Source organism: Colwellia sp. TT2012, assembly GCF_001440345.1.
GTDB lineage: Bacteria > Pseudomonadota > Gammaproteobacteria > Enterobacterales > Alteromonadaceae > Colwellia.
The window spans coordinates 568,766-584,738 of sequence record NZ_LJYX01000017.1 but is presented as its reverse complement, the minus strand read 5'-3'; the positions used below and the strand labels follow the sequence as shown (position 1 = coordinate 584,738).

General features: G+C 39.2%; 7 protein-coding genes and 1 pseudogene. 5 read left to right on the top strand and 3 right to left on the bottom strand.

All coding sequences use genetic code 11. The features are described from left to right. Positions 1-107 precede the first annotated feature (107 nt). On the bottom strand, positions 108-2,819 hold the full coding sequence (locus ASU03_RS12210) for a TonB-dependent receptor (protein ID WP_057832053.1): 2,712 nt from the start codon (positions 2,817-2,819) through the stop codon (positions 108-110). A 360-nt stretch (positions 2,820-3,179) separates the two neighbouring features. Here ASU03_RS12210 and ASU03_RS12205 point away from each other — a divergent pair. Further along, positions 3,180-3,386 (top strand): annotated as a pseudogene (locus ASU03_RS12205) (thymidylate synthase); the annotation flags it as partial. A 252-nt stretch (positions 3,387-3,638) separates the two neighbouring features. Continuing rightward, the gene (locus tag ASU03_RS12200) at positions 3,639-4,535 is read left to right on the top strand and encodes a hypothetical protein (RefSeq protein ID WP_057832051.1); all 897 of its coding nucleotides are present in this window, start codon (positions 3,639-3,641) and stop codon (positions 4,533-4,535) included. A 136-nt stretch (positions 4,536-4,671) separates the two neighbouring features. Here ASU03_RS12200 and ASU03_RS12195 read toward each other — a convergent pair whose 3' ends face one another. Then, a complete protein-coding gene (locus ASU03_RS12195; protein WP_057832050.1) occupies positions 4,672-6,855 on the bottom strand; it encodes a TonB-dependent hemoglobin/transferrin/lactoferrin family receptor in 2,184 nt (727 codons plus the stop codon). A 258-nt stretch (positions 6,856-7,113) separates the two neighbouring features. On the opposite strand from ASU03_RS12195, the gene ASU03_RS12190 reads away from it, so the two are divergent. The 3 genes from ASU03_RS12190 (at position 7,114) to ASU03_RS12180 (ending at position 12,282) form a co-directional block, all read left to right on the top strand. Beyond that, the gene (locus ASU03_RS12190) at positions 7,114-7,653 is read left to right on the top strand and encodes a MotA/TolQ/ExbB proton channel family protein (protein WP_057832049.1); all 540 of its coding nucleotides are present in this window, start codon (positions 7,114-7,116) and stop codon (positions 7,651-7,653) included. Beyond that, positions 7,653-8,012, top strand: coding sequence for a DUF2149 domain-containing protein (locus tag ASU03_RS12185; RefSeq protein ID WP_057832048.1), 360 nt, complete (start codon positions 7,653-7,655; stop codon positions 8,010-8,012). Before ASU03_RS12190 ends, ASU03_RS12185 begins: the two co-directional genes overlap by 1 nt. 127 nt (positions 8,013-8,139) lie before the next feature. After that, complete coding sequence (locus ASU03_RS12180; RefSeq protein ID WP_082627266.1) at positions 8,140-12,282, top strand: cobaltochelatase subunit CobN; 4,143 nt, start codon at positions 8,140-8,142, stop codon at positions 12,280-12,282. 491 nt (positions 12,283-12,773) lie between these two features. On the opposite strand, the gene ASU03_RS12175 is transcribed toward ASU03_RS12180, so the two are convergent. Then, on the bottom strand, positions 12,774-15,560 hold the full coding sequence (locus tag ASU03_RS12175; RefSeq protein WP_157465892.1) for a hypothetical protein: 2,787 nt from the start codon (positions 15,558-15,560) through the stop codon (positions 12,774-12,776). Positions 15,561-15,973 lie beyond the last annotated feature (413 nt).

Genomic DNA, 15,973 nt, shown 5'->3' with positions numbered 1-15,973 from the left:
TTCCTAATTTAATGAACATAAAAAAGCCACACTGGATAAAAAGTGTGGCTTTGCTAAAAATTGTTAATTTTATTAACTCTAAGGGTCTCTATGAAGACCCTATATCATTAAAACTCTTTTTTCACACCCATGTAAAGGAATCTACCACGGAATGAGTAAAGATTATCATCAGTAGCGGTACCATTAGCCATTAAGAATGGTGGCTCTTTATCAAAGATATTTTGAATACCAAGATGTACATCGGTACCAATACCTTCTATAAAGTAACCTACTTGCATGTTATGGAATACTGTTGCTGACATTACATCATCTTCAGACGCTTCAATTTCAGAATTGTAGTTAGCATCCCATGTTGCGCGGTAATTACCCATTGACCAATCAATTTGTAAATTGGCTTTATATTCTGGTAGGCTGCCGAAGGCTGAATCGTAAGTACCAACAATGTCTCTAAAGTCTGAAGCACTAGTATCTTGAACTTCAAACTTACTCATCATTGTGGTATCAAAGTTTATGCGCCATTCACCAAACTCAGTTTCTAACATGTAATTAACATTAAAATCAAAACCAGCAATGTTACGAGCTGCAATATTATTTTGTGGTGAGAATACCGTTTGAATATAGCCAGTACCATTATTGGTACGAAGTACATCACCTGAATAAGTTGGGTTACCTATTAAGTTTTGATCAATTACATAACGAGAGCTACCAAATACTACATCAGTTTGCTCAATAGAAAAATAATCAAGGGTAAATGATAAGTTATCCATTGGCTCTACAACCAAACCTAAAGTCACGTTTTCAGCTTCTTCAGGTTTTAAATCTGGATTACCACCACCAATAATATCGTTACTTAATAGTGTGTTTTTACTCAACGCTGGATCTAAGCCAAGAGCAACACAATCAGAATTTGTTGAGCTAAAGTTAGCCTCATTATTTGGATTACAAGGATCATAAATATTAGTATTAATACTTGATGTTCTGCCTTGATACATTTGTGCCATTGTTGGTGCACGGAAACCTGTGCTGTAACTTGCACGTAGTTTTAACATATCAAGTGGTCTGTAGCTGATACCAAACTTAGGATTAGTGGTACTTTCGTTAATATCACTATAGTCACTGTAACGAACTGCAAGTTCAACGTCTAAATTATCAAGTACAGGAATTGCTAGCTCTAAATAAACTTCAGTAATTTCACGCACTGGAGAAATTACTGGCGTACTTGAACCACCCCAAGATACGTCAAATGTTGCCGTACGTTGTGCCTGATCTACTTCCAAAGATAATTGATCTTCGCGATATTCAACACCTGTTGAGAACATCAAATCACCCGATGGCAGTGACATCACAGGGCCAGAAATATGTGCTTGCATAAACATTAAATCATTTTTATTAGTCACTACAGGAGCCGTAGTATTAATGAAGTCTAACATTTTAGGCGTAATAGAGCCTTCAGGGCCAAATACATTTAAGGCTACACAAGTAGGATCTGCCGCTGTTTCACATTCATCAGACAAAGCCCGCTCAATTTGATTAATTGATGGTTGAGCACCGCCTCGAGTAATTAACTCAGCAGATTGACTTGAAAAACTTAGTTCCCAATCAAACTCTTCAAAAACAGTACCCTGTAAACCAAGGGTATAACGTTGAATGGTGTTATCTGTTTTGTAGATACGAGAGCCATATTCACTAAAACGGCGATCGACATTACCAGCAGCACCAAACGGGTTATATTTTTGGTTAGGACCTACACCAAAGTTATTACCGTCTCCGTCTGGGTAACGTTTAAATGCATTAGGGGTGTCAATGCTATCACCATACCAGCTTGTACTAACTGCTGGCGGCGCTTGGTTTCCTTGAACAAAACCATTATGGAAAGATAGTTCTGTATAGAATAATACATCGTCACTTAACTCGTAATCAGCACTTACAAAAACACTGGTGGTTTTATTATCATTGGCACCTGATTGAGCATCGCGATAATTATAACCCATGGTATCATAATCAAATGGAACCGCTACACTTGGATTGTTGGCATCTAAAACAGTCCAATTTCCATCACCTAAACCGAAACCAGAAAGCCTAGCATTAGGCGCATAGCCTGACCTAGAGTTAGTGCCACCTAAATACTCCTGGTTAGCATCTTGGGTCATGTAGCGGTCTTTTTCTTCCCAGCCTGCATTGTTGCTGCTAGAAGCCGCGATCATTATGCTACCTTTATCCGCGCTTAAACCCATAACAAAACCGACTTTTCGCTCTTGTGCATCACCTTCTGAAGATTCTCCATAAGTCGCGTTAACTTCAAAACCTTCGTAGTTGCTACGAGTAATAATGTTAATAACACCGGCAATGGCATCAGAGCCATAAATAGCGGAAGCACCATCTTTTAATACTTCAATTTGTGAAATAGCTTCAAAAGGGATTGAGGAAAGATCCACTAGACCATCTGCATTTGAGCCCACCAAACGTCGGCCATTCAGTAAAACTAAAGTATTGGTTGCTTCAATACCACGCAGTGTTGCCGTTTGAATGCTGCTAGCACCAGAACTACTTTGATTATTAGTACTGTTACCAGTAATAGCAGGTAAACGGCGTAAGGCAGAACTTACGTCAGTAATGCCTAACTTAGTTAATTGTGCTTTAGTTACTATGGTAATAGGTGAGCTTGAAGTAATTTCAGCACGTGCTATACGTGAACCTGTAACCATAATTTTCTCAATTTCTTCTTCTTCAGCCGCAAAAACGGGCGTGGCAATGCTTGATGCTATAGATAGCATCGCCGCAGAGATTGCCGATAGCTTAAATGTTCTAGTTATACTCATTGTTCTTCCTTAGAAGTATTTATTATATTTATTTTAGGTCGTATTAACGTTTAATGTTCGCACTATATATATACTTTATATTGTATGCAATTTCAATGATCATGAAGTGTAATAAAAGTAACAAAAAGTAACAGCTTCGTGAAAGTTATGTGAATAATAAAAGGGTAAACCTTATCTATCCATAATCTTTCAGCGGTGGACGATGCCTTCCCTTGGTTGTACCTTAGTAGAAAATTATTTTGCTACCAAACAGCTTTAAATAAATTCGTAAATAGGCAGTAAATAACTTGGTCATATACTGTTATTTTTCAATAGTGAGCATTGACTAAATCAGACCGTGGTACTACTGATTAATTGAAGAAGGTCGTTAATGCTCATATTTATGAAGACCAGTTATCTTTAATGAAAGATGTACAGCTTAAACGTCAGCCGATGGCGTTGCCAAAACTTATTATAAACCCTGAGATAAAGTCACTAGAAGACATTGAAACTTGGGTAACTATGGATGATTTTAAAGTAGCAGGCTATGAGTGTCACGACGCGATTAAATATCCTTTTGCAGTGTAGCTAATTACTATGACAGCGTGATAAAAGCCGATTATTGATGAAATTATCGGCTTTTTTGTAGGTTTTAATTAATTTCTATTGATGTGTTTACCAAGCTAGTAGTAGAGTGTTACTCAGTCAATTCTCCAGCTGAATTCTGCATCTTCATGTGGTTTGGCTATATTGTCTCATTATTAGTTTTTTATGCTGTTAAAGTAGTTAGCTTTATCAGGCTAGACAAATTCTATTATAAACGTTTAGGCCTATTTTTTAATGCAATTTTTGGTAATCGCGATCACTCTTTTGTTTTATTGTTGTTATAGCATTAATAGCTACGCACAAAATAAAATTTATTGGTTCAGTGACAGCTTAGAAGACTCGGTAGAGATAACCCAAAGCACAAATACTCATATTTCAACAATAATAGATACCACTCGCTTATTGATGAAATCCCTACCTCAATACCAATTTAGTACTGAATTTTCCGACAGTCCGAGTATTGCGCGCTTATTGAAAAAACTGCCTAACAGTTGTGCTCCTAACCGGGTAAAGACCCCTGAGCGACTAAAAGATAATATTTACAGTTCCCCCCTTAATATCTATTTAGGTTTACGTCTGTATTATAAAAAAGGCGACAGATTTAGCATATTACCAAAGAATGCCCTTGATAATGACCAGCGCTTAAAATCATTAGCTGCTTTATTTACCGGTAAATCGAATCACACTTTAGCTATCAATGATGGCCGGTCTTTTGGTGTTTTCTTAGATACTCAAATCACTGCATTGGAAAAGCATAACCTAGTGATAAGACGTGGTGTAGAATCTACTACTTCACTGGTCAAAATGTTGCTGAAAGATCGTATAGATTACACCATTGAGTATCCAGTCAATGTTAACAAGGTACTAAAACGAACTACCACAGACATTACGCTAGAGTCATTAGCAATCGCTGGCTCTCCAAGTTACATTGTTGGTTATGTTGCTTGCCATAAAGGTCCTGTAGGGCAGAAAGTCATTGCGGATATTAATATAGCTTTACAAAGGCTTTATCAAAGTTACTCGTTTTATCAGGCACATATTCGATATATAGATAAAGTCGATGTATCAGACTTTAACCGAGCTTATCAAACAATATTTCACGTGGATATTCCGCTAGAAAACTCTCACTAACTAGTGGGGTAGTTAAAGTTAAAATACAGTTCAAACTTGTGTTAAGAGATATAATGGCCGTATCAATGATACGGCCATTATTTATTACATAGTAAATTAGTTCAGTGAATTAGCTAAACTAATATCAATTAAATTGCTAGAAATCATAACGCATTGATGCGGAGAAGCTACGTCCAGCTTCAGTAACCTCTGATAAAGTCGCAGTATCTTTATGGCCAGCGCCATTTAAGTATTTAACATACTCTTTGTCAGTGATATTGGTTATCGCTAGGTTGACTCTTAATTCATCAGTAACTTGATAGCTAGTTAAGAAGTCAACCGTGCCATAACCGGCAACTTCAGTATGGCCTACATTCACTTTTTCCATGCGGTCAGCCCAGTTAACAATTAACTCAGCAGATAAATCATCTACTTCATAACTAACACCAGTGATGCCTGAAAGTGGAGAAATACTGGTTAGGTAGTCACCACTTTCATCATCTTTACCGTCTTGATAGGCGGCATTGGCAAAGACAGAAAAACTATCATTGATATGATAACGAACCGCTGCTTCAATACCTTTAAGCGTCACTGAGTCAATATTTTGATATTGATGGATTGCTACCCGCATATCTTGACCTGTGTATGGGTCGGTAATAGTTTCATGGCCAATAACCTCTGTTGCTAAGAAATTATCAAACGTACTGTAATATATAGCGGTTGAAAATAAAAAATTGCCAGTATGGCCACGTAGACCCATTTCAAAATTATCACTTTCTTCGGGTGCTAAATCATTACTAGGGACAATCTTATACCCGTACATTGAATTATCATGCTCAATGTAGGCTAAATCATAAGCCGGTACTTTAAAACCTTGTCCATATTGGGCAAAGCCAGCAATGGTATTGGTAAATTTATACAAGCCGCCAATGCTTAATGAAACATGGTTTTCATCAAAATCTGCGTAGGGCATTCCGTCTTCTTTTAGCACGCCATTAGCATCCATTTGGTAAGTATCAAAACGGGCACCAGGGGTGAATAAAAGCTTGCCATCTAACAACGAAATTTCGTCATTTATAAAGAAACCAGCGCGAAAAACATCAGTCTCTGGGAATTTATCTGTTTCTTGTGGGTAACCCTTTTTTGGTGTACCTTCGACTGAGTACAGTTTCACTTCGGTACGGCTAGAAGTCGATTGTTCAATATCTAAACCATAACCAATAGTGTGAGTGTCATTTAGGGCTAGGCTGGCGTTAGATAAAAAACCTAGGGTCTCTTGTTTATAAAGCGCTGTTTTGTACATATCGCGAATTTCAATCAGCGGATAACCATAATTAGCGTTTATGTCTAACTGACCATATTCAACATCTTCTTGTTCAGTATTATTGCTATAAAGCGAGACATTGAGCAGATCATAAACGGCTGTTTTAGTCTCACTATGAAAGCGTAATTGCAAGGATTGGTTATCTTTTTGACTTTGGCTATTTTCATCAATAATGCTATAACCTTCAAGATCTCTAAAATAACCTAATAAGCCGTAAGCAACGTTCCCCGTAACCTCTTGCTGCCAGATGTCAGCAGTAAAGCTAAGGTAGCTATTTTCATTGAAATGGTATTTTGCTTTATAGAAAATACTGCTTGATTCAATAGCTAATGAAGGTCTTGTACCCGCATAGTTTTGTGACTCTTCACCGTCGCGGTAAGTTAGGTTTAGTACCTGCTCAAAGTCACCTGTCGCTAAAGCTAGGGTAGTACCTAAATTGCCTTGCTTACCATCATCGGTGTAGCCAACTTTAACCGTACCGGCAAATTTTTCACCATCCGTTAAATAATCTGCAGCATCTTTGGTGGTAAAGACGATAATACCGCCTAATGCATCTGAGCCATAAAGTGAAGAATACGCGCCTTTAGCCACTTCCACTTGTTTTAGAGTATCGGTGTCAATAAAGCCACGACCAACAATATCATTTAAGCCATTGGCGCCATAACCTTCGTTCATACGCATACCGTCTTTGATCATTAAAACACGATCGCCACCCATGCCACGCACGATAATATTTTGTGCGCCGCCGATACTGCCGGTCACTTGTACACTGGGATCATATTTAAATAACTGGCTCATATCGGTAACTAGCTGTCTTTCAATGTCTTGCTCTGTGATGACCGAGATACTACCAGCAACATCTTTTAGCGGCTTTTCTGTTTTAGTACCACTAATAACAATTCTTTCTAAGGCACTATGAACAGTGGCATGGACATTGTCTTCAGCATAACTTGACGGTGCAACAAAAAGGGCTGTGGAAATCGCAGTGGCGAGGAGGGCGCGCTTGGGCATAAACATTTTTTATTCCTATTAGAAAGAGATATACCTAGATATCAAGTAGGGGTATCTAGTAAATAATTTGCTTCAGGAAAAGCAATACTTCAGCAAGTGTCCATTGTGACTTTGTGCAATAAATAGACGCTGCTTATTAATTTTGTGAGTACCATACAGAGCACAAATGCAAATGTAAACCTAAATGATAATAATTACTATTTGATAAGTCATTCGGGGAGTTGTACAATCGTTGGGCTTAATTTTTACGAGGTAATTAGCACAGTGAATATTCATTCTTTAGAAATAACCATGGCACAAACATCAGAACTATTGATGACGCCTGTTATTATTTTAATCTGTTCTTTAGTCGTTTACGCCATATACGCATTAGGACGATTTTTCTCACAGTACTTAGTGAGAAAACAAAACAAACTGGCTTATGTACGCCAGATTTCCCAAGCAGCCCTACCGAAGGTGACCACACATAATGGTTATCCCATCCATAACTATTTTATTAATAACCCTCAAGCCAGTGAAGATGAATTGGAAGTGGTGGCGCTAAAGCAATTAGAAAACCTGCGTATAGTGACTCGAATTGCGCCAATGTTAGGCTTGATTGCCACCATGATTCCCATGGGGCCAGCACTACAAGCATTGGCTGATGGCAATATCCAAGGCATTAGTGAAAATTTGATCATTGCTTTTGCCGCCGTTATTTGGGGCATGGTGATTTCATCGTTAACGTTTTGGCCGGCCTCGGTGAAAAAACGCTGGTGTGCGGTTGAATTAATTAACATTAGAAAAATTAAAGGTCAGGCATAATGCGCTTTCTTGATGAAGATGAAGAGCTAAACCCCATTCTTAGCGCGGTTAACTTGATTGATGTGTTCTTGGTCATCATTACTGCCTTGTTAATTGCGTTAGCACAAAATCCCTTGAGCACCTTTTCCAGTGATGATGTTACCGTGATAAAAAATCCAGGTAAGCCAAATATGGAAGTGATTGTTAAAAAAGGCAAAGAAATTAAACAATACAAATCTACTGGAAAAGTCGGCTCAGGTGAAGGTGTGCGAGCCGGTGTTGCTTATAAAATGGCTGATGGTAGTTTTATTTATGTACCTGAAGGTGTTAAAGCACAAACTGAGGCCATGTCAGTAGCAACTAAGCCAACGAGGGATTAGTTGAGTTAGTTAAGTCGCTATTTTCCTCAGGCGTCCTGAAAAGGAATTTTACCTAGCTTGGCTATATATTTACTCTAATTAACAACCATTAACCCGAGCTGAGGTTAAAAAGGTTCTCAAAAATATAATGATAACAAAAATTTTAAATAAACTTACTTTACTACCGGCTTTAGCACTAATGTGCTTAGTAAATGTCAGTGTTGCAGAGCCCTCTACCACGTTAGATAAGCCGTTAAATAAGGTGCAAGTTAAGCCGCAAGTGCTACTGATGATGTCCTCCCACGCCTCTAAACCTAAGGGCGACTTATTGCAATTATTAGCAAAAGATCAACCGTTTGAGCTAGTTAATTTTTCCAGCAAAGGCAAATCAGCAGAAGATATTAAAGCGGCTTGGTCGAAAGCCAGCTTAATTATGCTTGATGGTATCAATCCTGCGTTGTCTAAATACATGTTTGCTAAATATCAGCAGCACTTAATCACAATGCCTAATGTGCCGGTTATCTCCATGGGTGATTTAGCAAACACTACCATGAACCAAGGGCTATCTAGTGCGCAAGCCAAAAACATTGGCAGTTACTACAATAATGCGGGTCGTGAAAATTATGCTAATTTGATGCTTTACCTTGCCAATGATTTCCTTAACCTATCTTCGCTGACCGCCAAAGCGCCTATTATTGTGCCAAGTGTTGGTTTATATCATTATGATTTTCCCGGTCTTGTTACGAGTGATGCCGATGCTTTTTTTGAGTATTTAAATATTACTGATAACCAAGTAGTCATTGCCATTGGTATCCATAGAAGTGTTATTGATTATGAACAACAACAAATCGTCGATGCCTTGATTAAAGGTCTTGAAGCAAAGGGCGCTAAAGCCTTAGCTTATTTCTTCGAAGGGGAAGATCAAGCAACGAAATTCACTGATTTATTGATGGTCGAAAGCTCTGACAGTGTTGCAAGTAAACTGGGAGCAGCTCATAGCAAAACTAAAAGCCGTGTTGATTTATTGATTAACTATCGCTCATTACATTTTGTTGCTAAGCGTCGAACTGAGTTTGAACAACTGGGTGTGCCCGTATTACATGCCCTTAATTATACCGAAGGCGATCAAGCAAGCTTTGAACAAGACCATGCCGGTATTTCACCATCATTAACACCATTTTTTTTGGTGATGCCAGAAGATACCGGTAGCGCAGACCCTACTATTATTGCCGCAAATGATAAAGGTGTTAAAACTGTTATTGATTATCAGTTAAATGCCTTAGTTGAACGTGCTTATAATCACGCTAATCTTGCGCACATCAACAACAGTGATAAAAAAATAGCCACTTTTATTTGGAACTATCCACCGGGTGAAAAAAATATTGGTGCTGCCTTTTTAGATGTACCAACCTCCATTGAAAATATCGCTAAAGCGATGAAAGACAAAGGCTACAACATTGATGTTAAAGGCCATAAAGAAATCATTGAGTCAGCGGGTAAGTTATTACGCCCCTATTATCGCGGCGAAGATGCTGAGCAGTTAATCGCCCTCGATTTGGCCGAATATATGCCGTTAACTACTTACCTTAATTGGTTTAATGCCCTGCCAGCAGAGGTTACTGAAGCTATTATTGCCCGTTGGGGTAAGCCAGAAGAAAGCAGCATGTTACGTCAAGCTACACTTAACGGTGTCACCGTACCTGCGTTTGTTATTCCAAGAATGAACCTTGGCAATATGATAGTGATACCCCAAGGTGTGCGTGGTGACGATGCCCAAGAGCATGCTAATTTATATCACAGCACTAAAACACCGATTAATCACAGTTATCTTGCCAGCTATTTATTTGCCCGAGAAATTTTTGGCGCTGATGCCTATATTCACTTAGGGACTCATGGCAGTCAAGAATGGCTAACCGGTAAAGAACGTGGTTTATCTGTCTATGATGCACCGAGTTTAGCTTTAGGTAACTTACCGGTGTTTTATCCCTATATTATCGATAATGTTGGTGAGGCCATGCAGGCTAAGCGTCGTGGTCGAGCGACTATGATAAGCCACCTAACACCAGGTTTTGCCAAAGCAGGTTTATATACTGAAGTGGCAACATTAAATGAAAAAATCAACAATTACTTAATGTTATCTGAAGGGAAAACTAAGGCGAATACTCAAGACAGCATCATAGTTATGGCACAAAAGCTCAATATGTTAAAAGACTTAGCCATTGAGCCAGAGACCATGGCAGCTGATTTTGATAACTATATCGCTAAATTACAAGATCACTTAAATGCCTTGGCACAAATGAGCCACCCCTTAGGTGTGCATGTTTTTGGTGCTTTGCCAAAAGAGGCGCATTTATATACCACCATGTTGCAAATGTTAGGTGATGACTTCACCAAGCGTGCTGCAAAATATGAGCAAGCGCATAACATGACTATTGCCAAAGCAGAGCAGTTTGATCAACGTAATGTTAAAAAGCTACCGGCACTGGAAGGCTTTCAATTACTAAAAGCTTACTTAACTAAAAATAAAGCTAACCCAGAGTTATTAACGGATTTAGATGAGTTATTAGTTGCTGATTTAACGATAGCCAAAAACTATTGGCATAACTTTCAAGCCATAGCAGAGACACAAAACTTATTATTGGCCCTAGACGCTAACTACATTAAAACCAGTTATGGCGGTGATCCCATTCGTAACCCAGAAGCCGTACCAACGGGTCGTAACCTGATAGGCTTTAATCCAGCCAAAGTACCTTCTAAAGAAGCCTATGATGCCGGTGTTACCTTGATGAACCAAACCATAACGGCTTATGTTGAAAAGCATGGTAAGTTTCCACAAAAGTTAGCTTTCTCCTTGTGGTCATTAGAAACCATGCGTCATCAAGGGGCCTTAGAAGCGCAAATTCTCCATGCCCTAGGTGTAAAACCTAAGTGGAATCACCAGGGGCATGTGGTCGGTACCGAGGTTATTCCTTATAGCGAATTAAAACGTCCACGTATTGATGTGGTTATCTCAACTACAGGTCTATATCGAGATGCCTTTCCTAATGTGATGTTATGGTTAGCAAAAGCCATTGATAAAGTGGCAAAAATGAAAGAAGACAATAACTTTGTTTATCGTCATAGCAATGCCCTAAAGACAGAATTACTGGATAAAGGTAAATCGGTAGCAGATGCTGAGTATTTATCTTCTATTCGTATTTTCTCTAATGAAACCGGTAATTATGGTACTGGTTTAGCGGGTAGCTCATTAGCCTCGGATACGTGGGAAACCGATGATAAATTAGCGAACCTTTATCTTGACCGCATGGGCTTTGCTTATGGCGCTGATGAAAAACGTTGGAGCGAAAATGTTGCCAATGCTTTAGGGGCAGGGCAAGGTTTATATGCCAAAGTGCTTTCAGGTACTCAGGGCGTTATTTTCTCACGCTCAACCAACCTTTATGCCTTAATGACCAATGATGATCCGTTCCAGTATTTTGGTGGTATCGGTTTAGCAGTACGCTATCTAGATGGTAAAACTCCGGAAATGTATGTTTCCAACTTGCGTAAAAAAGATCAGTTAAAGGTACAAACCCTGGCTGAATTTATTAATCAAGAAATGCGTAGCCGCTATTTCCATCCACGTTGGATTAAAGCCATGCAAGACTCTGGTTATGCTGGCGCTACGGTCATTTTAGACCGCATGAATAACATGTGGGGTTGGGAAGTGATGACGCCTGAGGCGATACGTGATGATCAATGGCAAGAATTCTTTGAAGTCTATGTTGAAGATAAATACCAAATGGATATGCGTGAGTTTTTTGAGGAGCATAATGCGGAAAGCTTAGCGCAAATTATCGAGCGTATGCTTGAAGCCGTGCGTAAAGGCTACTGGCAAGCTGATGAAGCAACTATCAAGAAAATGGTAGCAACCTATACTGAAATCGCTACGCAGTTTGATGTGGTTACTGACAATGTAAAATTCAATGAGTATATGGACAGTGCCGCGGTTGGTTTTGGTTTAATGCCCTTATCTAAGGCATTAGCAGAGGTATTGGCACAAGCTAATGCACAGCCGAAAGTGCCAGCAGCGTCAGCAAGTCAAGCCAAAAAAACTGAGCACGTTACTGGACAAAAGCTGGCAGAGCAGAGCAAAGCTGAGCCCCTTGAAAGTGATCACACTACGCTATATTGGTTATTGGCTATATTCTTCGCTGGCCTCGTTAGTCATTTTGTTCGACCAACTAAAAAGTTGGTATGGCTTAACCCAAATGCTAAAGCTGTAAAACCAGTGTTAGAAAAAGCAGCCTAACATCGATAATGCTATGATCGATGTTATTTTTAGCTAAAAAATAATGAAAACATTAATGAAAGAAAGCCCCCAGCAATAAATTTGTTGGGGCTTTTTGTTTGTTATATCTCAGATCATTTATCTCCTTACAGCCAGTGCTATAAAAATAAACACTGGCTGTTTGGGAAGAGCAAAGAGGTTTAATTAAAGGAATAAAGCCCTGGTATTTTTAAAGCGGTAACTCAGGAAGTAATTGCAATTCCCATAAGGGGTTTTTAGTTTTTATTAAAAAAGATAAAGGGCCCATGCCGCTACGGTATTCTAGGTAAAATTGAATCCAATAACCCGTTATATATTTGTTTTCATCAATGGATTTATATGGTTAAAGCGGATTTTAACGCCAAAGGGTTTAAAGCTAAGGTGCGAGTCATCTTTTCTTATCCAACCAGTTCCGTTGCCCAAGAAAAGCATTAACTATGAAAGACAATACATAGTTAATGCTACCGAAATCGTTAAGGCAGCGTTGTTAAACAAGCTGCAGCCTCGGTAGTATCATCATCGATATAATCGCCAAAGCCGCCAAGTAAGTAATAATCATAATGGTTACCTGTTGAATGAAAAGAGGATGAACGATAGTAGACCCCAGGCCAGCCCATACCCCTGACAATGTAGGAGTCTGAAAACTGTGCATAATCAATAGCCGTCTGATTATAAAACTGCTGTAAACCAAAATCATCTGAGGTATCACTAACTCCTTGCACCGGCAGTATCATGCTGCGATTACTACAGCTATCGAGCGCAGTTTGCTGATCATAAATGGCCCAAATAATGCCAGTATTTCCATCTATGTATTGATCGTTATGTAGTGGCACACTACCCGAACTATTAATATTGGCGAGTGTTGATTCGGTAACATTGAGAGGCCTGTGTAATCTTTTACTAGTACCTGAAATGGTTAAATCAATAAAACTTACCGGCGCAATAACGCGCTTGCTGATATTATTGTCGGTATCTAATTGTGTCGGTAAACCACCAGTAATCTCAGTTACTGCTTGCTCAGCGGCTAATAAACATATCTCACCCGATTCGATAGTATCAATGCAAACTTCAAGGTCGTGACCTATTAACCAATTAGCTTCTTCCGTTGGGCTAGCTATGGTGAAAGAGCTACTATCGTTAGATCTTATGGGAGAATGGCTTGGGTGTAATATTCGCCAAGTGACGCTATTAAAACTATAACCGGTAATTGCTAAGCTAATGGTCTGGTATAGTTCTAATTTACCTGTGATAACAATATCCGCGATATATTCGGCTACGCAGCTAGTGGCTCCTTCTGCGGGGGAGCCAGTTATAGCAATAGGGGTAACACATACCGATAACAGTTTGCCTGCGCTATCATTAGGCAGTATATAATCGGGCATTTGACTAACTTCTGCGCCATCAATAGACCAAACAGTTGTGCTATCAAATTCTAAATCACCATCACTATCGACATAGTCATATGATACCGACATGTTATTAGTGGCTTTGGCAAAATTGGCTAATTGTAAGTTAGTTACCGATGGCGCAGAGCCTGCTTTCGCCGCTATCATTACTTGGTCGCTACAAATAGTATCACCCGTAGCATTTTCACCTGAGATTGCGATGGGGGTTAGGCATAATATAAGGAAACTGCCTTGGTGCTCTACCCCGAAGGTAATGATTTTTTGTGCACTGTAATCACTGTCATTTATTTTCCAGTTGAAAACACTATCACCTTCAAGCCGTTCGTTTTCATCTACAAACAGGTAAGTTGCCGAAACCTCAATACCCGTTGTTATGGAGCTAGTCAGTACTAAGGCATCAATAGTCGGTTTTGTGTATTGCCCGGTAATTACCTGTGTTTCACAGACCTCTAATCCTTGGGTTATTTCTCCTGTAGCCGCTATAGGGGTAATACAAAAAATTAAATTTTTAGCTTCGCTATCACTTGGTAGGGTAAAACCAAATGAATCCGCAATAACAATATCGTCAATTAACCAGCGATATAAACTACTGCCCTCAATATCATGTTCATCAAAATAAGTATAACTGGCAGTTATGTCTTTATTGGGTTGAGTTGGGGGGATGATGGTCACCTCACTGGCAAGTGGTGCAATGTTTAAAATAACTTGGGGTACATCGTCAGAGAGTTCTAATTCACCTGTGATAACAATATCCGCGATATATTCTGCTACGCAGCTAGTGGCTCCTTCTGTGGGGGAGCCAGTTATAGCAATAGGGGTAACACATACCGATAACAGTTTGCCTGCGCTATCATAAGGCAGTATATAATCGGGCATTTGACTAACTTGTGCGCCATCAATAGACCAAACAGTTGTGCTATCAAATTCTAAATCACCATCACTATCGACATAGTCATATGATACCGACATGTTATTAGTGGCTTTGGCAAAATTGGCTAATTGCAAGTTAGTTACCGATGGCGCAGAGCCTGCTTTCGCCGCTATCATTACTTGGTCACTACAAATAGTATCCCCCGTAGCATTTTCACCGGAGATTGCGATGGGGGTTAAGCATAATATAAGGAAACTGCCTTGCTGCTCTACCCCGAAGGTAATGATTTTTTGTGCACTGTAATCACTGTCGTTTATTTTCCAGTTGAAAACACTATCACCTTCAAGCCGTTCGTTTTCATCTACAAACAGGTAAGTTGCCGAAACCTCAATACCCGTTGTTATGGAGCTAGTCAGTACTAAGGCATCAATAGTCGGTTTTGTGTATTGCCCGGTAATTACCTGTGTTTCACAGACCTCTAATCCTTGGGTTATTTCTCCTGTAGCCGCTATAGGTGTAATACAAAAAATTAAATTTTTAGCTTCGCTATCACTTGGTAGGGTAAAACTAAATGAATCCGCAATAACAATATCGTCAATTAACCAGCGATATAAACTACTGCCCTCAATATCATGTTCATCAAAATAAGTATAACTGGCAGTTATGTCTTTATTGGGTTGAGTTGGGGTGATGATGGTCACCTCACTGGCAAGTGGTGCAATGTTTAAAATAACTTGGGGTACATCGTCAGAGATTGGTGGTATATCGTCAGAGATTGGTGGTACATCGTCAGAGATTGGTGGTACATCGTCAGAGATTGGTGGTACATCGTCAGAGATTGGCGATACTCTTTCAGTTACAGCTGGTATATCATCAGGGCTCAATAACTCTTCTTTGGGTTTGTGATCCTGGCAGGCCGATAGGCTTAATAACAATATAAATTGGCAGATACAGCTTGTCGGGTAGGGGAAGTATTTAATCATATCATTAGTTACCTTGTTAACGTATTTAATATAACCCCTCCATGTTAAAAATAATTCCGTTTAGCTTAACTCTCGGTATAGTCGGTATAGCTTCATATAGTAAGTGTACAGCTTGTTTAAAGTAGAAACAGCGGTTAGTTATTTATAAACTGATCATCTTTTCTCCGGCAAGAGATGTAACAATGAAAAATTATAAACAACTAACCTATGCACAACGATGCCAGATTTATGTGCTAAAGAAAACAAATATTTATCAACAAAAAATGGCGAGTATTATCGGAGCCAATCAATCCTTGGTAAGTTGGGAGTTAAAACGTAATATACCCAAGCCACCTCCAACTGCATGATTCAGTTGGAATTAGAAACGTTTTAGGTAAGGCATTTATTGAAGAGAACGGTTATTCCCTTGTCAA

Bases quoted from the DNA above. Each gene is read 5' to 3' on its own strand.
- ASU03_RS12200 (WP_057832051.1), top strand. From the start codon at position 3,639: ATGCAATTTTTGGTAATCGCGATCACTCTTTTGTTTTATTGTTGTTAT.
- ASU03_RS12185 (WP_057832048.1), top strand. From the start codon at position 7,653: ATGCGCTTTCTTGATGAAGATGAAGAGCTAAACCCCATTCTTAGCGCG.
- ASU03_RS12195 (WP_057832050.1), bottom strand. From the start codon at position 6,855: ATGTTTATGCCCAAGCGCGCCCTCCTCGCCACTGCGATTTCCACAGCC.
- ASU03_RS12210 (WP_057832053.1), bottom strand. From the start codon at position 2,819: ATGAGTATAACTAGAACATTTAAGCTATCGGCAATCTCTGCGGCGATG.
- ASU03_RS12175 (WP_157465892.1), bottom strand. From the start codon at position 15,560: ATGATTAAATACTTCCCCTACCCGACAAGCTGTATCTGCCAATTTATA.
- ASU03_RS12180 (WP_082627266.1), top strand. From the start codon at position 8,140: ATGATAACAAAAATTTTAAATAAACTTACTTTACTACCGGCTTTAGCA.